The organism is Pseudomonas sp. LAMO17WK12:I1 (assembly GCF_900177315.1).
GTDB lineage: Bacteria > Pseudomonadota > Gammaproteobacteria > Pseudomonadales > Pseudomonadaceae > Aquipseudomonas > Aquipseudomonas marginalis.
The window spans coordinates 142,666-163,064 of the sequence record NZ_FWZV01000006.1; the positions used below are offsets into that span (position 1 = coordinate 142,666).

The 20,399-nt window shown below is 62.4% G+C and carries 19 protein-coding genes; 5 read left to right on the plus strand and 14 right to left on the minus strand.

Annotated features, from left to right (window positions below; all coding sequences use genetic code 11):
• Positions 1 to 22: 22 nt before the first annotated feature.
• Entirely contained in the window at positions 23 to 913 is an 891-nt protein-coding gene (locus B9N88_RS13060) for a LysR family transcriptional regulator (RefSeq protein WP_027604926.1), read from the minus strand.
• Between the two features lie 102 nt (positions 914 to 1,015).
• Here B9N88_RS13060 and B9N88_RS13065 point away from each other — a divergent pair, with 102 nt between their 5' ends.
• The 4 genes from B9N88_RS13065 (at position 1,016) to B9N88_RS13080 (ending at position 4,465) form a co-directional block, all read left to right on the plus strand.
• A complete protein-coding gene (locus B9N88_RS13065; RefSeq protein ID WP_027604927.1) occupies positions 1,016 to 1,351 on the plus strand; it encodes a DMT family transporter in 336 nt (111 codons plus the stop codon).
• Positions 1,352 to 1,470: 119 nt separating this feature from the next.
• Positions 1,471 to 2,646 carry an NAD(P)/FAD-dependent oxidoreductase gene (locus B9N88_RS13070; RefSeq protein WP_027604928.1) on the plus strand — a complete coding sequence of 392 codons (1,176 nt, stop codon included), beginning with the start codon at positions 1,471 to 1,473 and terminating at the stop codon, positions 2,644 to 2,646.
• The gene (locus B9N88_RS13075; protein WP_027604929.1) at positions 2,643 to 3,455 is read left to right on the plus strand and encodes an aldo/keto reductase; all 813 of its coding nucleotides are present in this window, start codon (positions 2,643 to 2,645) and stop codon (positions 3,453 to 3,455) included. Before B9N88_RS13070 ends, B9N88_RS13075 begins: the two co-directional genes overlap by 4 nt.
• 41 nt (positions 3,456 to 3,496) lie before the next feature.
• Positions 3,497 to 4,465, plus strand: a complete 969-nt coding sequence (locus tag B9N88_RS13080) for a hypothetical protein (RefSeq protein ID WP_027604930.1) — start codon at positions 3,497 to 3,499, stop codon at positions 4,463 to 4,465.
• An 18-nt stretch (positions 4,466 to 4,483) separates the two neighbouring features.
• On the opposite strand, the gene B9N88_RS13085 is transcribed toward B9N88_RS13080, so the two are convergent.
• The 6 genes from B9N88_RS13085 to B9N88_RS13110 form a co-directional block, all read right to left on the minus strand.
• The gene (locus tag B9N88_RS13085) at positions 4,484 to 5,419 is read right to left on the minus strand and encodes an NAD-dependent epimerase/dehydratase family protein (RefSeq protein WP_027604931.1); all 936 of its coding nucleotides are present in this window, start codon (positions 5,417 to 5,419) and stop codon (positions 4,484 to 4,486) included.
• Positions 5,412 to 6,836: a bifunctional D-glycero-beta-D-manno-heptose-7-phosphate kinase/D-glycero-beta-D-manno-heptose 1-phosphate adenylyltransferase HldE gene (hldE, locus tag B9N88_RS13090; protein WP_027604932.1), complete on the minus strand. Its 1,425-nt coding sequence runs from the start codon at positions 6,834 to 6,836 to the stop codon at positions 5,412 to 5,414. The genes B9N88_RS13085 and hldE overlap by 8 nt, the downstream gene beginning before the upstream one ends.
• 103 nt (positions 6,837 to 6,939) lie before the next feature.
• The gene (cysC, locus tag B9N88_RS13095) at positions 6,940 to 7,548 is read right to left on the minus strand and encodes an adenylyl-sulfate kinase (RefSeq protein WP_027604933.1); all 609 of its coding nucleotides are present in this window, start codon (positions 7,546 to 7,548) and stop codon (positions 6,940 to 6,942) included.
• Positions 7,541 to 8,245 (minus strand): sulfotransferase family 2 domain-containing protein, encoded by a 705-nt coding sequence (locus B9N88_RS13100; protein ID WP_027604934.1) that lies wholly within the window; start codon positions 8,243 to 8,245, stop codon positions 7,541 to 7,543. Before B9N88_RS13100 ends, cysC begins: the two co-directional genes overlap by 8 nt.
• Positions 8,246 to 8,398: 153 nt before the next feature.
• Entirely contained in the window at positions 8,399 to 10,207 is a 1,809-nt protein-coding gene (gene msbA / locus B9N88_RS13105; RefSeq protein WP_027604935.1) for a lipid A export permease/ATP-binding protein MsbA, read from the minus strand.
• Between the two features lie 9 nt (positions 10,208 to 10,216).
• A complete protein-coding gene (locus B9N88_RS13110) occupies positions 10,217 to 11,395 on the minus strand; it encodes an O-antigen ligase family protein (RefSeq protein ID WP_027604936.1) in 1,179 nt (392 codons plus the stop codon).
• A gap of 148 nt (positions 11,396 to 11,543) precedes the next feature.
• Here B9N88_RS13110 and B9N88_RS13115 point away from each other — a divergent pair, with 148 nt between their 5' ends.
• Positions 11,544 to 12,110, plus strand: coding sequence for a BUD32 family EKC/KEOPS complex subunit (locus B9N88_RS13115; RefSeq protein WP_027604937.1), 567 nt, complete (start codon positions 11,544 to 11,546; stop codon positions 12,108 to 12,110).
• On the opposite strand, the gene B9N88_RS13120 is transcribed toward B9N88_RS13115, so the two are convergent.
• Genes B9N88_RS13120 through B9N88_RS13150 form a run of 7 tightly spaced genes read right to left on the minus strand, consistent with a single transcriptional unit; the run spans position 12,099 to position 20,193 of the window.
• A complete protein-coding gene (locus tag B9N88_RS13120) occupies positions 12,099 to 13,196 on the minus strand; it encodes a glycosyltransferase (RefSeq protein WP_027604938.1) in 1,098 nt (365 codons plus the stop codon). The genes B9N88_RS13115 and B9N88_RS13120 overlap by 12 nt on opposite strands.
• A 39-nt stretch (positions 13,197 to 13,235) precedes the next feature.
• The gene (locus tag B9N88_RS13125; RefSeq protein ID WP_027604939.1) at positions 13,236 to 14,000 is read right to left on the minus strand and encodes a hypothetical protein; all 765 of its coding nucleotides are present in this window, start codon (positions 13,998 to 14,000) and stop codon (positions 13,236 to 13,238) included.
• Between the two features lie 51 nt (positions 14,001 to 14,051).
• A complete protein-coding gene (locus B9N88_RS13130) occupies positions 14,052 to 15,008 on the minus strand; it encodes a glycosyltransferase family protein (protein WP_027604940.1) in 957 nt (318 codons plus the stop codon).
• Positions 15,009 to 15,031: 23 nt separating this feature from the next.
• A complete protein-coding gene (locus B9N88_RS13135; protein WP_027604941.1) occupies positions 15,032 to 16,429 on the minus strand; it encodes a PIG-L deacetylase family protein in 1,398 nt (465 codons plus the stop codon).
• Positions 16,426 to 17,322, minus strand: coding sequence for a GNAT family N-acetyltransferase (locus tag B9N88_RS13140; RefSeq protein WP_027604942.1), 897 nt, complete (start codon positions 17,320 to 17,322; stop codon positions 16,426 to 16,428). Before B9N88_RS13140 ends, B9N88_RS13135 begins: the two co-directional genes overlap by 4 nt.
• Positions 17,322 to 18,452 carry a glycosyltransferase gene (locus B9N88_RS13145; RefSeq protein WP_027604943.1) on the minus strand — a complete coding sequence of 377 codons (1,131 nt, stop codon included), beginning with the start codon at positions 18,450 to 18,452 and terminating at the stop codon, positions 17,322 to 17,324. The genes B9N88_RS13140 and B9N88_RS13145 overlap by 1 nt, the downstream gene beginning before the upstream one ends.
• The gene (locus B9N88_RS13150) at positions 18,436 to 20,193 is read right to left on the minus strand and encodes a carbamoyltransferase family protein (protein WP_027604944.1); all 1,758 of its coding nucleotides are present in this window, start codon (positions 20,191 to 20,193) and stop codon (positions 18,436 to 18,438) included. Before B9N88_RS13150 ends, B9N88_RS13145 begins: the two co-directional genes overlap by 17 nt.
• Positions 20,194 to 20,399 lie beyond the last annotated feature (206 nt).

Genomic DNA, 20,399 nt, shown 5'->3' on the forward strand with positions numbered 1-20,399 from the left:
GCGGCGGAGTTTATCGGCTTTTTCAGTCGATCGCCTGCAAGCACTCGGCAAAACGTTTGGCGAGAAAGCGCGCGGCGGGGCCCAGGTGCTCGTCGCGCCGCCAGACCAGCTCCACCACCAGGGCCGGTGGCGTCCATTCGCTGTCCAATTCCACCATCTGCTGCTGATAGGTCGGGTATTGCACGATATGCCGTGGCAGCCACGCCCAGCCCAGGCCGCTCATCAGCCACTCGGCCAGTACGTAGAAGCTGTCGGCACGCCACACCAGCGGGCTGGCCGCTTCGCTGCCGGGGTAGACACTGGTCTGGGTCGACATCAACAACTGGCGAAACTGGGCCAGGTGCTGGCAGGTCACGTACGACTCCTTGGCCAGCGGGTGGTTCACGCCGCACACCGTGACCATCTCCACACTGCCCACCACCCGCCGCTCCAGGGCTTCGGGGATCTGGTCGTGATAGAACAGCAGGCCCAGGTCGGCCTGGCGCTCCACCAACTTGCGCGCCACATCGCCCTGGGCGGCGCTGGACAGTTGTACTTCCAGCAGCGGGTACTGCCCCGCCAGCGCCTCAAGGCTGTCGAGTACCGGCTGGAACAACATGGCTTCATCCTGGGCCAGGCGCAGGCAGGCTTCTTCACCGCGGGTCAGTGACAGTGCCCGGCCATTGAGGCGCTCACATTGGCGCAGCACTTCGCGGGCCTCCTCCAGCAACACACTGCCGGCTTCGGTCAGGCTGGGCTGGCGGCCGCTGCTACGGTCGAACAGGCTCACGCCAAGGTCCGTCTCCAGCATCGCAATCGCGTTGCTGACTGCCGATTGCGCCTTGCGCTGCCCGCGCGCCACCGCTGAAAACGAACGCTGCTCGGCGACGCTGACAAACAAACGCATCTGCTCCAGGTTCCATTGCATGCTCATGCCACAACCCATCTTAATTTCGGATAGGTAATGACTTTACCCCATCTGATAAAACTCTAGAATGCCGGCCTTATCAGATTGCTTTACACCGAGGACTCACCCATGAACGCCGCCTACTGCTACCTGGCTATTGCCATCTGCTCGGAAGTGATCGCTACCGTTTCCATGAAAGCCATCAAGGGCTGGAGTACTCCCATCCCGCTGTTGCTGGTGATCGTCGGCTATGGCGTGGCGTTCTGGATGCTGACCCTGGTGGTGCGTACCGTGCCCGTCGGCGTGGCCTATGCGGTATGGGCCGGGATGGGCATCGTGATGGTCAGCATTGCCGCGCTGTTTATCTATGGGCAGAAGCTCGATGTGCCGGCGATGCTGGGGATGGGCCTGATTGTGCTGGGCGTGGTGGTCATCCAGCTGTTTTCGAAAACCGCCGGGCATTGAGTGTTCACTTGAGCCTCCATTGAATCCAGGACTCGCCGCCTCGCTAAAGCGCGACAGCGCCTGCGGTGTGCATGGTGCGGGATGTATACTTGCGGCCTTGTTTTGAAATGAGGTCGCCCATGCCATCCGTTATTTCCACCGACGTCCTGATTGTCGGCGCCGGAGTTGCCGGCCTCTGGCTGAATGCGCGCCTACGCCGCCAGGGGTTTTCCACGGTGCTGGTGGAAAACGCCACATTAGGTGGCGGGCAAAGCGTGAAATCCCAGGGGATTATCCACGGCGGTGCCAAATATGCCCTGCACGGCGCCCTCACCGGCGCCTCCGAAGCCATTGCCGATATGCCGCGCCGCTGGCGTGAAGCCCTGGCCGGTGACGGCGAGCTGGACCTGTCCGGCGTGCGCGTGCTCTCGCAAGCCCATTACCTGTGGTCCCCTGGCACGATCGCCGGCAACCTCACCAGCTTTTTTGCCAGCAAGGCCGTGCGCGGCCGTGTCGATCAGGTCAAGGGCGACGACCTGCCGCCGGCCCTGCAAGACCGTGGCTTCAAGGGCAAGGTCTATCGCCTGGCCGAACTGGTGGTGGACGTACCCAGCGTGATCGAACGCCTGGCGCAACTGGCCGGTGACGGCTTGCTCGCCGGGCAGCGCATCGAACCACTGCGCGAAGGCGACACCCTGGTGGGCCTGAAGGTCGATGGCCGCGAAATCCGCGCCCAGCGCATCGTCCTGAGCGCCGGCGGCGGTACCGCCGAACTGCTCGCCGCCCTCGGCCTGAGCCAGCCGGCCATGCAGAAACGCCCGTTGCATATGATCATCGCCAAGGGCCCAGGCCTGAAGCCGCTGTACGCCCACTGCCTGGGCGGCGGTACCAAGCCGCGCATCACCGTCACCACGCACCCGGCTGCCGATGGCAATTGGGTGTGGTACCTGGGCGGCGACATTGCCGAGGCCGACGGCGTGGCACGCACACCCGAAGAACAGATAGCCACCGCCCGGAAAGAGCTGGCGCACCTGCTGCCCTGGATCGATATGAGCCAGACCCGCTGGGCGACGCTGCGGGTCGACCGCGCAGAACCCCTGCAATCGGGCCTGAGCCGGCCTGACAACGCCTTCGTCGCCGAAGAGGGCCGCCTGCTGGTGGGCTGGCCGACCAAACTGGCGCTGGCGCCGGATTTCGCCGATCGCGTGATCAACAGCCTCGAACGCGACGGCATCCGCCCAACCGCATCGGAGCCTTTGCCCGACCTGCCAAAACCCGCCATCGGCGTACCGGCCTGGGAGCAACTGTTGCCATGAGCCTGCCGACCCTGCACGACCTGCACCGCCCCTTGGGCAGCACCGGCCTGCTGGTGTCGCCGCTCGGCCTCGGCACCGTCAAGCTGGGCCGCGACCAGGGTGTGAAGTACCCCAGCGGTTTCACCATTCCCGATGACGACGAAGCACGGATGTTGCTGCGCCAGGCCCGCCAGCTGGGCATCAACCTGATCGATACCGCACCCGCCTACGGGCGCAGCGAAGAACGCCTGGGGCCACTGCTGCGCGGCCAGCGCCAGGACTGGGTGATTGTCAGCAAGGTCGGCGAGGAGTTCGAAGCAGGCCTGTCCCGCCATGATTTCAGCGCTGCCCATACACGGATGTCGATCGAGCGCAGCTTGAAACGACTTGAAACGGATTTTATCGATCTGGTGCTGGTGCACTCCGATGGCAACGACCTGCACATCCTCAACGACTGTGAGGTGTACCCGACCCTCGCGCAGTTGAAACAAGAGGGCAAGATTCGCGGTTTCGGCTTCTCCGGCAAAACCGTCGAAGGTGGCGTGAGGGCTCTGGAACAAGGTGATTGCGCGATGGTCACCTACAATCTGAACGAACAGGCGGAAAAAGCCGTCATTGAGCATGCGGCGGCCCATGGCAAGGGCATCCTGGTCAAAAAGGCGCTGGCCAGCGGCCACGTCTGCCTGGAACCGGGAATGGATCCAATACACGCCAGTTTCATGCTGTTGTTTGCGCAAACGGGCGTCGCCAGTGCTATTGTCGGGACCATCAATCCGCTGCACCTGGCCCATAACGTGGCGACCGCTGCCAAGGTCATTCGTCAACTCTGATGCCGCCGACGCGGCCGACCCCGTCGCAAGAAGGAGCCGACATGCCGCGAACGCTCATAAGAAAAAACCCCAGCAACTTCAAGACACTGCCCCTGCACGTCGAAGCCACCCCCGAAGGCCTGAGCTACCAGAGCGTGGGTATGCCGCTCAACTTCGCCCAGACCCTGCAACGGCGCAAGCCGGTAGAGGTGCCGGATGCCGAACGCTTCGCCCTGGAACTGGCCAACCTCGGCGTATCGGTGCGCCTGACACTGCACTGGCAAAACAAGGATTACTGGGTGTTGGTGCGCCAGCGTCGCCAGGACCGTGGCGATGTGGTGCTCAAGCTGATCTCCGGCTACGTGCCCGCCCATGAACTGAACCTGCCGCTGCACACCGCCATCCAGGAGATTGCCGAGGAGTGCCTGCTGGAGACCCCGGAAGGCTGGCTCGGCGGGCGCTTCAACGACACCTGGTTGCCGGCCCCCTACTCCGCCGCGCTGCATTACCGCGAAGCCTTGCCGTTTCGCCTGAGCCCTTTGTCAGGGGCCGCACGCCCGGTACGTTGCGCAACCACCCAACTGATCGAGCGCCCGCGGGCCTATGTGCATGTGCCGACCGCGTCGCTGCAACTGATTTATGACTTGCGCCTGGAAGTGCCGAAGGAAGCCAAATCCCTGAGCCTGTTCCATGTGGATGAGCGGCTTGAAGGCGACCAACTGGTGGCACGCCTGGACCGCCAGCGCCCGGACCTGTACCTGATGCCATTGAAAGACGGCCAACCGCTCGCCGAGCTCTACACCGTCAAGAAAGACCAGCTCTACCCCGCCAGCACCCGCGGTCTGTACCTGGCGGAAAGCTTCGCCCAGCAGGAAGGCTGGCTGGTGCGCGACGAACGCATTCGCTGGAAGGATTGGCTGCGGCAGCAAGGCCTGGCGGAGCCTGAGAAAGAATCGAAATTGAAGCGCCTGACCGGCAAGGCGCGCCAGATGCTGCGCAAGATCGTGCCAAAGAAAAAAACCAGCCGATGAGGGCTGGTTTCTGCTGGATCAGCCCTTGAGCAACCGCGCCAGGCCAACCGTCAACGGGGTCGGCTCAGGCAGCTTGAAGCTGGCCAGCAAACGCTGGTTATTTGCCCGCGAATGCCGAATGTCTCCCGAGCGTGCCGGGCCGTAAGTCACGGCAGGCAACGTACCAATGGCCTCTTCCAGCGCCTGCAGCACCTGCTTGAGGGTAGTCGTGCGGTTCCAGCCGACGTTGATCGCCCCCAACGGCGCGTCCGGGGCTTCGATGGCCTGCACCAGCACGTCCACCAGGTCTTCCACGTACATGAAGTCGCGGGTCTGCTCGCCATCGCCGAACACGGCAATCGGCAGGCCTTGCTGAGCCCGTTCGCTGAAGATGCTGATCACGCCGGAGTACGGCGATGACGGATCCTGGCGCGGGCCGAAGATATTGAAGAAGCGGAAAATCACCGGTTCCAGGCCATGCTGGCGCCGGTAGAAGTCGAAGTAATGCTCGCCGGCCAACTTGTCCGAGGCATAGGGCGTCAACGGCGCCTTGGCGGTCTCTTCGTCAATGGAAGCACCTTCGCCGTTGTTGCCATACACCGCCGCGCTGGAAGCGAATACCACCCGCTTCACACCGGCTTTGCGCATGGCTTCGCAGACATTCAAGGTACCGACGAAATTGCTCTGGTGCGTGCTGACCGGGTCATCCACCGAAGCCTGCACGGAAGCGACCGCCGCCAGGTGCACCACCGCCGTCGCACCGACAGCGGCACGCGCCACCATTCCGGCATCGGCGACATCCCCCTCGAGCAGCTCGACGCGCGGGTTGTCCAGCGGCAGGTTGCTGCGTTTGCCCGTGGACAGGTTATCCAGCACTCGCACTGCGTAGCTCTTGGCAAGCAGCGCGTCGACCAGGTGCGAGCCAATGAAGCCCGCGCCACCGGTGATCAGGACCAACGGATCAGCCTTACTCATTGCTGCGGATCTTCTCGACAATGGCGGTGGTCGAGCTGTTCTCAACCAGGCCCAGCACTTTGACCTTGCCGCCGTAGGCGCTGACGATGTCGGCACCGACCACCTGGTCGACGGAGTAGTCGCCGCCCTTGACCAGCACGTCCGGCTTGACCTGGGCCAGCAGGTTTTCCGGGGTGGCTTCAGGGAAGCTGATCACCCAATCCACCGCGCCCAACCCGGCCAATACCGCCATGCGTCGGTCGACGCTGTTGATCGGACGGCCAGGGCCTTTCAGGCGGCTGACCGACGCGTCATCGTTGACCGCGACGATCAGCCGATCACCTTGGGCGCGAGCCTGCTCCAGGTAGGTCACATGGCCGGCGTGGAGGATGTCGAAACAGCCATTGGTGAACACAATGCTTTCGTTGTGGGCACGGGCATCGTCAATCGCCAGCAGCAATTGCTCGATGCTCAGCACACCACGTTCCGAACCTTCGGAGCGCTGGATCGCCCGGCGCAGTTCAGGCGCGCTGATCGCGGCCGTCCCCAGCTTGCCGACCACAATACCCGCCGCCAGGTTGGCCAGGGCCACGGCGTGGGGCAACTCTTCGCCGGCCGCAATGGAGGCCGCCAGGGTGGAAATCACGGTGTCACCGGCACCGGTGACGTCAAACACTTCACGGGCACGCGCCGGCAGGTGCATCGCCGGGTGACCGGGACGCAGCAGGGTCATGCCGTGCTCGCCACGGGTCACCAGCAAGGCGCCGAGGTCAAGGTCGGCCATGAGTGCCGCGCCTTTGCTCACCAGGTCGTGCTCATCGGCGCAACCGCCGACGATGGCTTCGAACTCGCTGAGGTTCGGTGTGATCAGGCTGGCACCTCGATAAATCGAGAAGTCCTTGCCCTTGGGATCGGCCAGTACCGGAATGTTCCGCGCCTTGGCGGCCTGGATCAGTTCCTGGTGGTTCTTCAGGGCGCCTTTGCCGTAGTCGGACAACACCAGCACCTTGATACCTTCAAGCAACGCGTCGACCTGGCCGCTGAGGGCCAGGGCGTCGGTGGCGAAGGGTTCTTCAAAATCGATACGCAGCAATTGCTGGTGACGGCTCATCACCCTCAGCTTGACGATGGTCGGCTGATGGGCAATGCGCTGGAACAGCGCGCGCACGCCGGCGCCGCGCAGGCTGTTGGCCAGGCTGTCGGCGGCTTCGTCGTCGCCGGTCACACCGACCAGGGAGGCCGGGGCGCCGAGGGCGGCAATATTGAGGGCAACGTTGGCAGCGCCACCTGGACGGTCTTCGATTTGCTCGACCTTGACTACCGGTACCGGCGCCTCAGGGGAAATCCGTGAGGTACCGCCATGCCAGTAACGGTCGAGCATGACATCGCCGACCACCAAGACAGGGGCTTGATCGAATCGCGGCATGGACAACTTCATGGAGCAACCCACATACAAAATGAACAGGGGCGCGATATTAGCACAGGGTGAGCGCCGCCTAGTTCGAGAGCTTTATCCGCGATGCATCAGGCACTGAAACTGATCACTTTTTAAACAGTGTCGCCAGGATGTGCTCCACGGCTTCGGCCAGCTCGACCTCATCGGTATTGATTTCGCAGTCGGCCGCAAGCGGTGCCTCATAGGGGCTGTCCAACCCGGTGAAGGCCTTGATGCGCCCCTCCAGTGCGGCGCGGTACAAGCCCTTGGGATCGCGCCGGGCACATACGTCAAAGGGCGTGCTGACATAAATCTCAAAGAACTGCTCCGGCCCGAACAGCGCCCTGGCGCTCGCGCGATCGACGCTGAACGGCGAGATCGCCGACACAATGACAATCAAGCCGGCGTCCACCATCAGGCGCGCCACTTCGCCGATACGCCGGATATTTTCCTTGCGCGCCGCATCGCTCATGCCCAGGTCATTGCACAGCCCCGCGCGCAAGTTATCGCCATCGAGCACGAAGGTGTGCCGTCCCTGCTCATTGAGTTGCACCTCCAGGGCATTGGCCAGGGTCGACTTGCCGGACCCGGACAGCCCCGTCAGCCATACGCAGCAGGGCTGCTGATGCTTGAGCGCCGCCCGTGCGGCCACGGACAGCGATAGGGAAAAGGGACGGATGGCAGCGCAACCGCCGGTCAGCAACTGGCTATTCATAACCCAACACCTCGTAGTCACGTTGATAGGCACGCCTGACCAATCGGCGCGTTCGCGAGGAGCAAAAGTCCCTGACCGCCTCGTGGCGACGCCCCAGTGAAACATTCAGATGCGGCAGGGATGAGTCCACCCCGAGGCGTTCGCACAGGTGCAGGAAGTCCTCCTGCAAAGACTCCTGGCGCCCGAGAAAGTCCATGGCCATCTGGCCCATATGGTCGACCAGGAAGTCGGTCTGGGGAGCGAAGTGCAATTGGCGTCGCAGGTTATCCGGGTGCAGCCAGCCGGCAACGAAATGGTCGAAGTCACGGTAGCTGGAAACCAGCGCCTGGGCTTGCAGGTCGCGAGGGCCCATGGCGTTGCCGCGCAAATAGGTGTAGGCCGAGTAGGCACGCTCCAGCGGGTCGCGTACGAAGGCAAATTTGAAGCTGCGCTCGCAGTGCTGGGGAAATTGCTGCTCATACCAGTAATACGGCAGATGCCCCGGCCAGCGCCCCTCGAGAAGTGCCGAGCACAGGCTGCTACCGGCGCATTTGGGCACATGGATAAACACGCACTGGTGTCGTTCGAAAGCCGGGTTAAGCGTTGCTACCCCAGACAGGGATTTGTTCACCGCCTGGCGATCCACCACCGACAAACGCCCCAGCAGAAACACCCTCTGGTGCTTGGGAAGCAGCTTCCACAGTAGACGTTGCAGCATTCCAATACCCACGCAAGAAGGTTAGCCCTCTCGTTCGTCATTCGAATCGAGAAGGCCAACATAACAAACGACAAGCGCTGGATTATTTGGCTTTGGTCAAGCCCTGTAACGGGCCCGATACAAACACCGGGGCGCATTGCGCGCCCCGGCTGGTCAGGTGATGTTTGCCGTCGCCGGCTCGTCCAGCCCCATGGCGTGCAGGCGCGAGTAATAGCCGCCCATGGCCAGCAGTTCGAGATGTGTCCCGCGCTCGACAATTTCGCCGTGGTCCATCACCAGAATCAGGTCGGCTTTCTCGATGGTGGACAACCGGTGCGCAATCACCAGGGTGGTGCGACCTTTCATGACCTTGTCCAGTGCAGCCTGGATATGCCGCTCGGACTCGGTATCCAGGGCCGAAGTGGCCTCATCGAGGATCAGCAGCGGGGCATTTTTCAGCAGGGCCCGGGCGATCGCCAGGCGCTGACGTTGACCACCGGAAAGCAGCACGCCATTTTCACCGACTTCGGTGTCCAGGCCTTTTGGCAGCTCGGAGATGAAGTCCATGGCGTAGGCGTCGGCGGCGGCTTTCTCGATGTCGGCACGGGGTGCATCGGCCAGGTCGCCGTAGGCGATGTTGTTGGCCACGGTGTCGTTGAACAAGGTCACATGCTGGGTCACCTGGGCCACGTGACGACGCAGGTTACGCAGGCGATAGTCTTCGATCTCGACCTCGTCCAGCAGGATTTCCCCGGTTTCGTGATGGTAGAAACGCGGGATCAGGCTGGCCAGGGTCGACTTGCCGCTGCCCGAGCGGCCGACCAGGGCGATCATCTGCCCAGGGGCTGCGCTGAAGCTGATGTTCTTGAGCACCTCACGCTCCGTACCCGGGTAGGTGAAGCTCAGGTTGCGCACGTCCAGGCGACCGCTGACGCGATCACGCTCCACAGTGCCGCTGTCGACTTCGGGCTCTTCATCCAGTTGTTCGAAGATGCTCTCGGCACCGGCCACGCCTTTCTGGATCGTCGAGCTGACTTCCGACAGCTGGCGAATCGGCTTGGGCAGCAGGCCCGCCGCAGTAATGTAGGCCACCAGGTCACCCGCCGTGGCTTCACCGCGCAACAGCAGCACCAGGAACATCAACGCGGCCATGGCCGTGTAGATCACCAGTTGCAGCATCGGCGTATAGACCGCACCGGTCTTGTTCATGCGCAGTTGCTTGTCGGTATTGCCCTGGCTGGCGGCGGCAAAGCGACGCTCCTCGTAGCTTTCGCCACCGAAGCTGCGCACCACCCGGTAACCCTGGATGGTTTCCGAAGCGACGTGCGTCACATCGCCCATTGCCACCTGGATCTTCTTGCTCTGCTTGCGGAATTTCTTGCTGGTGCTGCCGACCATGATCGCGATCAGCGGCAGGATCGCCAGCATCACGAGGGTCAGCTTCCAGTTCATCCACAGCAGGTAGCCGAACAGGAACACCACCGTCAGGCCTTCGCGGATCACCACCTTGATTGCATCGGTGGCCGCACCGGTGACCATGGTCACGTTGAAGGTGATACGGGAAATCAGGTGCCCGGAGTTGTGGGTATCGAAATAGCGGTTCGGCAACACCAGCAGCTTGTTGAACAACTGGACCCGCAGGTCATGCACCAGCCCCAGGGAAACCTTGGCCAGGTAGTAGTTGCCCAGGAACGACCCCAGCCCCTGCCACGCGGCGATCAGGATGATCAGCAGCGGCACGGCCATCAGCAACTTCAGGTCCTTGAACAACGGGATCTTGGGCAGGAACACCACATCGGGGTTGCTCAAGCCATCGACGAAGTACTTGAGAATCCCGGCGAGCATTGGCTGGGTCGAAGCGAAGATCACGAAGCCCACGATACTCAGCAGGAACATGCCGAGGTACGGTTTCACATAGCCCAGCAGCCGGAAATAGATTTTCAGGCTGGATTCCTGGTCCGCTTTGGGCGGTGCGTCACTCATGTGTCGAGCTCACTGATTGGGTAGGACGCGAACTTTATCACACGCGTCGGGTTTGGCCCGAGCCCAGACCAAAACACTGGCCAGGGCAATCGGCAGCCAGGAGATAAACCACTCGGCCCGCGGCGTGCCGGTCAGGCTGGCGGCATCGAATTGCATGGCCAGGAACGAAAACACCCACATGCCGATGATGCCCTTGCCATAGAGCGTGTCGCGGGCCTTCCAGGCCTGCCACAGCACACCGAACCACAGGCCGCACCACAGCAGCAGGCCGGGCAGGCCCAACTCGATGCTCACGTGGGTGAACAGGTTGTGGGAGTGATCGAAAAAGAGGTTGTCGGCAAATACCTTGTAGTCCCCGCCCAGCCCCAGGCCGGTCCACGGGCGCTCGCTGATCATCTGCACGGCGGCCATGAAGATCTGCGGGCGGTAAGACACACCCCGGGCCAGCACCAGGGACTGCATGGCGAAGAACACCGCCAGCGCCGCGATGACCGCACCAATGGCAATCACCGTGCTACGGCGGTCACGGCACCAGGCCGGCATTGCCACGACAGTCAGCAACAACGCCAGTGCGGCGCCGCGGCTTTGACTCAGCACCACGAACAACCCAAGCAACGCGATGGACACTGCCCATGCCACCTGCATCCAGCGACCGCGCGGCAGCCAGTGCAGCAACCACACGGCGGCCAGGCCGATCACATAGGCACCCAGGATGGGATGGCTCAACTGACCCAGGCCTTCGAGACGCGCATACCAGTCGTTATGCTCAAAGCCATAGAATTTGATGATCGCCAGGAGCGACGACAGGGCCAGGCCGAAACCACCCCATTGCATCACGCGGATCACCTGCTCGGTCCGACCACAGGCGAGTACCGGGAAAAACAGCAGGAACACGCCGATGTACAGCAGACGCTTGGCTTCGCGCGAAGGGTCCTCGGCATTGGTCCACGTCAGGCTGATCGCCCCCCAAGCTGCCAGCAACCCGACCATCACGCAGAGCCAGCGCTGCTCGCGCCAGACCTCCATGAGACGCTCACGGGCCGACCAGGCAAACACCATCGCCGGCAACCACAGGAACAGCGTCAAACCCTGTTGATAAATCTTATTGGTCGGGGCAAAAGCAATCGCCAGCAAAAACCAAAGTAACCCGAAAATCATCCATACCTGCGCCCAACGACTTGCTTGCATCACCCGCTCCTGAATACGTTCAACCCGCCAACCCGGCATGGTTAAAACCCAAAACTTTCGGCATTATTACCGATCACTGTGCCCGCGACTCCCACAAGGCTTTCCGACGATGCAATGTTCAAGGCTTTCCCAAGCCGATTTAACCGCGATGATTGAAGGTGCCAGAATCCTGGAACAGGACAGCTACGGGCCCAAAGTCTACCTGCTGACCGACGGGAACATCCTCAAGCTGTTTCGCCGCAAGCGCCTGCTGTCGTCCGCGCTGTTCCGCCCGTACTCCAAGCGTTTCATCGACAACGTGGCGCAGTTGCAACAACGGGGCATCCCGACCCTGACCGTGCTCGCGTTCTTTCAACTGACGGCGCCCGGCATGACCGCCGTACTCTACCGCCCCTTGCCGGGCGAAACGCTGCGCCAGATTTCCAACCGTGAAGGCTTTGACTGGCACACCAACCTCGACCCGCTGGTGGCCCTTATTCGCCGCCTGCATGGCGCGGGCATCTACTTCCGTTCGTTGCACCTGGGCAATATTGTCGTGACACCGGACAATGAAATGGGCCTGATCGACGTGGCCGACATGCGCTTCCTGCGCGCGCCCCTGAACCCGGAACTGGCAAGGCGCAACCTGCAACACTTCGCCCGCTATATTGCGCGCGAGAAGCTGAACGAACACTTTCCAATGCAAGCACTGGAGCAAGCACTGCTAGCGGCATGAGAACAGCCGCCGGGTGGTTTCAGTGAAATCGTTCCAGGCCTGCTCCGGCGCCAACGCCCGCGATTGAGCCTCGACAACCTGCACGCCGGAACTCACGAACGCGCGTGCCAGGAGTTGCCCCCAGGACGTGGCGCTGTCTACGGGCGCGTACCAGCCGGCATCACCCAGTTGTTCGCGGAACACTGCCAGTTCGCTGGTCAGTACAGGCACGCCGGCCATCACCGCCTCTTGCAGGATCAACCCCAGGCCCTCTTCCGTCGACGGAATGGCGACCCAGTCAAACGCCCGATAAAGGGTCGCCGCCTCAGGAATATGCCCCGGCAGGTACACCTTGTCGCGCAAGCCAAGCGCCTCGATACGCGCCTCAAGCCTGGGCCTCGCCGGCCCCTCGCCGATGATCACCAGGCGCGCATCCGGCCGATCGGCCGTCGCACTGGCAAAGGCCTCCAGCAAACAGCCGAACCCCTTGCCGTCGACCAGTCTACCTACCGCCCCCACTGCCGGCGAGCCATCCAACGGCAGCCCCAGGCGGGATCGCGCCGGCTCACGGGCAAGCGCGGCGGCACGAAACACCGCAGGATCGAAGGCACTGCGCAGCACCGCCACGGGCCTTTGCAGGTAACGCTCAAGGGAACCGGCGAGGGTTTGCGACACGGCCGCCAGCGTCAGTTGCGACGCCGGGAGTTGCTCGAAGAGTTTGCGATCAGCTTTGCGCAAGCGCGTGACACCATGAAAAATCACCACGGCCCGCACCTGCGGCAGGTGCTTGAGCACCGGTAAAAGCACCCGCGCGACACCGATGCCATCCAGCAGTACAACCTGCACATCCTCAGGCAGGGCCTTCTGGAAGCGCGCACGCATCCACGGCATCAGCCACTTCCACAGGTGCCGCCCCTTGAGCCTGGCGGATGAGAGGTTCCACTCGACGGCCTGCTCTACCAGGCCATCGCTGCCGGCGGCGCTGCCCTGAAGCAACCAGGTGTGCACCGGTACATCGCTGTCGGCCTGGGCCAGTATTTGCTGATGAACCTTCTGCACCGAAGCGAATGCAGAGCCACCAGCCCACATGATGTTGAGAATACTCATCGAAAAAACCTTATGCGGCGTTGGTGTGGCTCGTCGTATTTACTGGCGGATCAACCAACCGATGCCGACCCCCAGGATCAGCATGAGCACCAGCTTGACCCGCTCTCGCCGCTTGCGCCGCGCCTTGGTCAAGCGCTCTTCCGCCGTCGCCACATGCAAACCGAAACCGGTGTGCAAGACCGCATCGCCCTCCAGGGTGACGGCGCCCAGGTTCAGCTGCGCGTAACGCCTGGAAAGCCCTTTCTCACCCTCGAACCCGGCATAGGGCGCACATAACCGGTATTCCTTGATACGTCGCAGCCCCGGGTTCAGCGAGAACCCTTGCCACTCAGGCTTATCGGACAGCAAGGAATAACAAGGTACCCCGCCAATCACCTCGCGCGGCCCCAGATGAATATAGGGGCTGTGCACCTGCAAGTCGTAAACGTAATTGCGCAACCAGACTTGGAGAATATCGGGACGCTGCTCCAGCACGGTCTTCGAATCCTCGACAAACCCGGGTCGATAAAACGCCCAGTCATCTTCGCAATGGAATATGTACGGGGTCTTGACCGACCCGTAGGCCAAGTCGATGGATGCCAATTGCCCCAGCTTCGGGCGGTTGATCAGGAACGTGCAATGGCCGAGCCAATGCTCGGGAATCGCCAGGCGTACCGCGTCATCGCCAGAGTCTTCGGTAATGAAGACTTCGCGGATGGCCGCTGTATTGAACAGATCGAAGCTCGCGAGCGTGCGCTTCAGCAAATCGAAGCGACCACAACTGGTCACGACGAGCGTTATATCGCTTTGAGCGGAGAATTGCATTCAAGCCTCGATAATATCATAAGGCCACCAAGCGCGGCCACCTGGCAGATATCAAACGCCTAGTTTCAAGCGCAGCGTTTCCAGCAAACTCAACGGTGCCCGGGGCCGCAGCGGCGGCTTCAGCGCCTCGACAATGCGCTGGCCGATGCGCGCAAAGCTGAACTGGCTGACCGCGAGGTCCTGCCCGTTGCGCGCAATCTCGGCCGCCAGTTGAGGATTGGATCGCAATGCAGCGAGTTTTTCCTGCAACTGGGGAATGTCTTTGTAGAACACCACATTGACCATGTCCTTGAAGCCAAGGGCCTGGTTTTCCGCGGCGCCCTGGTCAAACGCCAGCAGCACACAACCACAGGCCATGGCTTCGAAGTTCTTGATCATATACTCGCCCATGCCCACGTCGGCACTGACGAAAAAACGAATCCGGTTGAGGGTTGCGCAATATTCCTCACCGGATTTGGTGCGCGTAACCACCAAAGGTTCAACGCGGGCCAACTCATCGAGCAATGCCTTGCGACCACTGTAGGCCACGCTGTTGGTGCTGCCGACAAATGCCAGCTCAATGTCGCGCTCCAATCCCTGGGCCTGCAACAGCGCCTGATCGTAGCCCTTGGGCACGAACACCGCATCGAAGCCTTCGGCGCGCAGGCGCTCGGTCACCATATGCCCCGAACTGATAACCCGCACCCACGGCAAGCGACGGTAATGGGCACTGAACTTGCCCGTGTACTTGCAGGGAATGTAGTTCTGGTAGGCATCGTGTTCGAGGATCACCAGGTTCGGGATCGTACGGATAAAGCCGACCTGGCGAATCTCCTGCTTGAACCGCAGGAAGAACACGATGCGGTCATAACGGCTCACGTCGACTTCACGCTTGAAGTAACCGCGCAGGTTGCGCTGCTCAGCACTGCTCAGCCAGCGGGTATCACACTCGCAGTGCTCGGCAATGCCTTCGTACAGGCGATCCAGAATCGCGCGCTGTTCTTTCTGTACCAGAAACAAAACTTTCATGACCTTCCCTTTCACAACTGCCGTCACAAACGCCAGAACAACTCATGCCGTCGTACGGCCTTGCGGAAAAACTCGTTCTCACCATAAGGCGACCGCGCCCGCCCCGCCAAGACCCGTTGCAGCCAGCGCCGCACACGACGCTTGAACGGAGGGGCGGGTTGCAGGTCATGCATCATGCCCAGCGCCATGGCCTTGTCGCGCTGCCGGGCCGGCGACAGCGACAGGCTGCACGGCCACAGTTCCAGCGTGTCATCGAACAGCGGCGGCAGGGCAATTCCGGCGCCCGCGTCGCCCATGGGCCAGCGGTCGTTGTCATGCAGATGGTTGGCGTAGCCGAGCACGGTGGTCGGCTGCCACTCCAGACCTTGCAAGGCTTCGATCACCGCTTGCTGCGCGCAGATGTGGTCCGGATGGGGATCCAGGACCGGATGGGGCAAGACGATCACTTCAGGGCGCGCGGTCAGCAGCAACTGACGCAGATCGGCGAGCAGGTTTTGCCAGGTCGGCAGGCCATCGGCATCCGCCAGCAACGGGAAAGGGTTGAATTGGCGGAACAGGCGGGTATCCGACAGGTCGGCCTCGCGCGAAGCGATCGGCTGATCAGGCGCAGCGCGCATCGCCGGCAGTTGCAGGCAGAAGTAACCCAGCTGCACGCAGTGTGCCTGTGGCACACCGGCCCAAAGCGGCACGGCTATGCTGTCCCAGGCGCGCAAACGCCCTTTGGTCCGCGCGGCCTCGACCGGATCCAGGCCCATGCGTTGATAGTGCTCGGCTTCGATTTCACCGGCGGTAAGGGTCACGATCCACGGCTTCTCGGCCTGGCTGTAAAGACCGAAGGCAGCCAATTCGGCATCGTCGGCATGAGGCGCGATAACCATGACCCGCTGCGCCGAATAATCCGGCGTGCCCCAGGCCCACAGCCGAGGAGCGCCCTGCACAGTACAAAAACGCCCGCGCAAGCGCAGCTCACCGGACATCAGGGCCGGCGCCCAGCCACTGAGGTTCAGGTAGCGAACGCCATTCACCCCGCGCTCGAAGGCCTGTCGGTCAGTGCTCTCGCCGCCCAGAATCTCAATGGCCGGATCCAGGAAACGTCCCAACCAACCACTCTTGACCTTGATAGCCAATACCAGGGTCGCCTCGGCTTGCAGCAGCGAATCCACCCGCAGCCGGTCACCGTCGAAGCGAACCCCAGCCACCTCGGCATCCGTCGAAAACCGGTATCGGTAGTCTTCGTTGGGCGCATAAAACAGATGGTCGGCAAACCATGCCTCGTGGGCGACCCAGGCCAGCACACCGAGCACCAACGGCAGCCACCACGCCACCCAGATACCGATCACCACCAGCAGCAGCAAGCCGATCAGCAAACCGACCCGTTTGTTGCGCCGATGGCGCTTGAGCAATTGCTGTTTGCGGCTCATACGGTCAGCACCGGCACAGGGTTGCACCAACGGTCCTTGTACTCGCGGTCGGCACGCCCAAAGGAGAAACGCAGCGGCTTGCCCACTTCACGGGCCTGTTCCCAGGCGCCCTGGGTGTTGAGGAAGCTCAGGACACTGCCCGGGCTGAACGCACGGGTTTCAGGGTCGACACCACCGTTGACGTACTCCACGCTGATCCACTCCGGCGACTCGACCCGGTACACCAACTGGACAGCGATGGGCGCATCATTGAGGAAGATCACCGAACCGATCAGCCATTCGCGCAGCAGCTCGATCACCTCGGCCATGCGCTCGGCGCCGGTGGCGACAAAGCCCCAGCGGCGCAGGAACAGATCGCAGTAGATCGCGGCCAACTCCCCACTGGAAAACTCGCTCACCGGTCGCACCACCCCACCGGCCTCTTCCAGCAAGCGCAGTTCGCGACGCTGGTTGTAGCGAAACTTCTTCGACAGTTCTTCCGGGGTGCGGGCCATGGCCAACTGTTCGGCCTGGGGCTTGAGGCCGCTGAAACGGCCTTCATTCAGGGCCGACAAATAGCGTGCACGGTGCCGCAAGGGCGCCTGGGCTGCAGGCGCGGCGGGCAGGATCAACTCGGCGTTGCCCAGGTCGAACAGGCCTTTTTTGCCGCGCTGCTTGAGCACATCCTTGGACAAGGCCAGGTCGCGCCCCCAGGTCGCGATGCAGGCCTGAAGCTCGCCACCCTGCTCCCAGGCCAGGTAACGCACCGGGATGTCGGCCAGCCCGGCCAGACGTTCGATCACTTGCGGGTGGGTCGCGACACTGCCGCCAAAACGTTGCCAGGCATCGCTGTAGACCGGCGCGTCGACGACGGACCAGCCACGCTCGCGCCAGCCTTGGAATCGATTGAGCATCAAGCCCCCGCGGTCAGTTCAATAACGTGCGGCAATTGCCAGAAGGTATCGCGTACCGCCTGATCCGAGAAACGCTCGCGCAGGCGCACCAGCATCATCTCGGCGCACTGCCGTTGCTGGTGTTGGTCCATCGCTGCCAGGTGCCGCAGCCCCTGGGCAAGGTGTCCGGCATCGCCGAAGGGAAACAGGATACCCACGCCTTCGACCACTTCCTTCGCGCCGCCACAGGCCGTGGCCAGCAACGGGACGCCGGCCGCCATGGCTTCCAGCAGCACCATGCCAAAGGGTTCATGGTCGGAGCTCAGGGCAAACACATCGAAAGCACGGAAATAGCGGCGCGCCTCCGGCACCTGGCCGAGGAACAACACCTTGTCGGCAATGCCCAGCTCCCGTGCGAGGGCCTTGAGGTCCTGCTCCAGGCGCCCGCTGCCGAGGATGGCCAGGCGGCTTTCGGCCGGCAAGTGCGCCAGCGCCTGGGCAAAGCCCTTGAGCAATGTGGCCTGGTCCTTGTCCGGGTGCAGGCGACCGACATTGCCGACCACCCATTCGTCCGGCGACAACCCCAACGCGTCACGCGCCTCATGTGCAGGCACCTGGGTGGCCTGCAAGGCGTCGACGTCGATGCGGTTGTACAACGTCTGGATGCGCGCCGCCGGCCAGGTCGGCAGGCAGCGGCGCATATCGTCACGCACCGCGTCGGAAACCCCCAGCAGGCTGAGGCGCTTGCGGAAGATCCCGGCAAACAGCCTGCGACTGCGACGCTGGTAGTCACCAAAGGCGTGATGCACGCCAATCACCGGCAGCCGCGTGCCGAGCAAGGCGATGTAGATCGGCTTGAAACGGTGCGCGATACAAAAACTGAAGTTGCGCGATGCGGCGATCTTGCGCAATTCACGGATGGCACCCAGCTTCAGGCCACGAATGGCCTTGGAGCTGAATTCCATGAACAACACTTCATCGGACGCGCAACCGGCGGCCACGTGCGGGTCGGCGACCCCGGTGAGAAACACCGTGGTCACCTTGTAGCCGGAGCCTGCGAACAGGCTCGCGTACTGTCGCGCGCAGTCCAGGAACGGCCCGTCATAGCCATGGCAGAACTGCAGGACGTGGCGTTCAGCCGAGCGCGTCATAAGGGTCCACGCCGTCCTTGACGACCAGGATGTCTTCCATGATCAGGTACTGCAGGTCGGAGCCGAAGAACATGTTCAGCGCGTCGGTCGGCGAGCAGATCATCGCTTCGCCACGACGGTTGAGCGAGGTGTTCAGGGACACGCCGTTGCCGGTCAGTACTTCCAGCTCTTTCATCATGTCGTAGTAGCGCGGGTTGTATTCGCGCTTGAGCACCTGGGCGCGGGAGGTACCGTCTTCATGCACCACTTCCGGCACGCGGGTCTTCCACTCTTCCGACACTTCAAAGGTGAAGGTCATGAACGGCGCCGGGTGGTCGACCTTGATCATCTGGGGCGCTACGGTGTCGAGCATCGACGGGCAGAAAGGCCTCCAGCGCTCGCGGAACTTGATCTGGTGGTTGATGCGGTCGGCCACGCCGGTCGCACTTGGGCAACCGATGATCGAACGACCGCCCAGGGCGCGCGGGCCAAACTCCATGCGGCCCTGGAACCAGGCCACCGGGTTGCCGTCGACCATGATCTTGGCGATGCGCTTGGGCATGTTCTCGATCCTGCGCCAGTTCGGCTTGCTCTCGTGCTTGGCGCAGGCGGCGATCACGTCTTCGTTGCTGTAGGACGGGCCGAGGTAGACGTGTTCCATCTTCTCCACCGGTACACCACGGGCGTGGGACACGTAGGCGGCGGCACCGACGGCGGTGCCGGCGTCGCCGGACGCCGGCTGCACGAACAGCTCTTTCACGTCGTCACGGGCAATGATCTTCTGGTTCAGCTTGACGTTCAGCGCGCAGCCGCCGGCGAAGGCCAGCTTGCCGGTGTCCTTGAGGATGTCGCCCAGGTAGTGGTCGATCATCTGCAGGGCCAGTTTTTCGAACAGCGCCTGCATGCTGGCAGCGTAGTGGATGTAAGGCTCGTCGGCGATATCGCCTTCGCGCTTGGGGCCCAGCCACTCGATCAGTTTCGGCGAGAAGTAGAAGCCCTTGCCCTTCTCTTTATAACGGCGCAGGCCGATGACGTTGGCGTAGTCGGTGTTGATCACCAACTCGCCGTTTTCAAACGAGGCCAGGCGCGAGAAGTCGTACTTGCTGGCATCGCCGTACGGCGCCATGCCCATGACCTTGAACTCGCCGTCGAGCATCTCGAAACCGAGGAACTCGGTGATCGCGCCGTACAGGCCGCCGAGGGAGTCCGGATCGTAGAATTCCTTGATCTTGTGGATCTTGCCGTTCTCGCCGTAGCCGAAGAACGTGGTGGCGTACTCACCCTTGCCGTCGATGCCGAGGATCGCGGTCTTCTCCTGGAAGCCGGAGCAGTGGTAGGCGCTGGACGCGTGGGCCAGGTGGTGTTCAACCGGTTCGATCTTGATTTTCTTCGGATCGAAGCCCAGTTGCTCCAGGCACCAGACGATCTTGTTGCGATAGCGCTTGTAGCGACGGTTGCCCATCAGGATCGCGTCAAGCGCGCGGTCCGGGGCGTACCAGTAACGCTTGGCGTAGTGCCAGCGCGCCTCGCCGAACAGGCTGATCGGTGCAAACGGGATCGCCACCACATCGACGTCGGAAGGCTTGATGCCGGCCTGTTCCAGGCAGAACTTCGCCGACTCGTAGGGCATGCGGTTCTTTGCATGTTTGTCGCGTACGAAGCGCTCTTCTTCGGCGGCCGCGATCAGCTTGCCGTCGATATACAAGGCTGCGGAAGGATCATGGCTAAGGGCGCCGGACAGGCCAAGAATCGTCAATGCCACAGGGGTCTAGCCTCTTTTAGTCTGCATGCAGGCGGGTTGCGCCTGAAAAAAGTGTGCTTCCCGCCTGGGCAGGAAACAGCTAAAGGGCGGGATTATAGCTCAAAAGCAGTGGGAAGCTGTTAGCGGCGAGCGGCAAGAGTCGCCTGCAGCATCGCCGTGTGCACAGTGCGAGCGCGCTGATGGGGCGCGTAGCCGAATTCCTGAAT

Coding starts and splice junctions, on each gene's coding strand:
- B9N88_RS13145 (WP_027604943.1), bottom strand. CDS start 18,452: ATGACGCGCTCGGCTGAACGCCACGTCCTGCAGTTCTGCCATGGCTAT.
- B9N88_RS13070 (WP_027604928.1), top strand. CDS start 1,471: ATGCCATCCGTTATTTCCACCGACGTCCTGATTGTCGGCGCCGGAGTT.
- B9N88_RS13130 (WP_027604940.1), bottom strand. CDS start 15,008: ATGAAAGTTTTGTTTCTGGTACAGAAAGAACAGCGCGCGATTCTGGAT.
- B9N88_RS13110 (WP_027604936.1), bottom strand. CDS start 11,395: ATGCAAGCAAGTCGTTGGGCGCAGGTATGGATGATTTTCGGGTTACTT.
- B9N88_RS13135 (WP_027604941.1), bottom strand. CDS start 16,429: ATGAGCCGCAAACAGCAATTGCTCAAGCGCCATCGGCGCAACAAACGG.
- B9N88_RS13115 (WP_027604937.1), top strand. CDS start 11,544: ATGATTGAAGGTGCCAGAATCCTGGAACAGGACAGCTACGGGCCCAAA.
- B9N88_RS13075 (WP_027604929.1), top strand. CDS start 2,643: ATGAGCCTGCCGACCCTGCACGACCTGCACCGCCCCTTGGGCAGCACC.
- B9N88_RS13125 (WP_027604939.1), bottom strand. CDS start 14,000: ATGCAATTCTCCGCTCAAAGCGATATAACGCTCGTCGTGACCAGTTGT.
- cysC (WP_027604933.1), bottom strand. CDS start 7,548: ATGAATAGCCAGTTGCTGACCGGCGGTTGCGCTGCCATCCGTCCCTTT.
- B9N88_RS13120 (WP_027604938.1), bottom strand. CDS start 13,196: ATGAGTATTCTCAACATCATGTGGGCTGGTGGCTCTGCATTCGCTTCG.
- B9N88_RS13140 (WP_027604942.1), bottom strand. CDS start 17,322: ATGCTCAATCGATTCCAAGGCTGGCGCGAGCGTGGCTGGTCCGTCGTC.
- B9N88_RS13060 (WP_027604926.1), bottom strand. CDS start 913: ATGAGCATGCAATGGAACCTGGAGCAGATGCGTTTGTTTGTCAGCGTC.
- msbA (WP_027604935.1), bottom strand. CDS start 10,207: ATGAGTGACGCACCGCCCAAAGCGGACCAGGAATCCAGCCTGAAAATC.
- hldE (WP_027604932.1), bottom strand. CDS start 6,836: ATGAAGTTGTCCATGCCGCGATTCGATCAAGCCCCTGTCTTGGTGGTC.
- B9N88_RS13065 (WP_027604927.1), top strand. CDS start 1,016: ATGAACGCCGCCTACTGCTACCTGGCTATTGCCATCTGCTCGGAAGTG.
- B9N88_RS13080 (WP_027604930.1), top strand. CDS start 3,497: ATGCCGCGAACGCTCATAAGAAAAAACCCCAGCAACTTCAAGACACTG.
- B9N88_RS13100 (WP_027604934.1), bottom strand. CDS start 8,245: ATGCTGCAACGTCTACTGTGGAAGCTGCTTCCCAAGCACCAGAGGGTG.
- B9N88_RS13085 (WP_027604931.1), bottom strand. CDS start 5,419: ATGAGTAAGGCTGATCCGTTGGTCCTGATCACCGGTGGCGCGGGCTTC.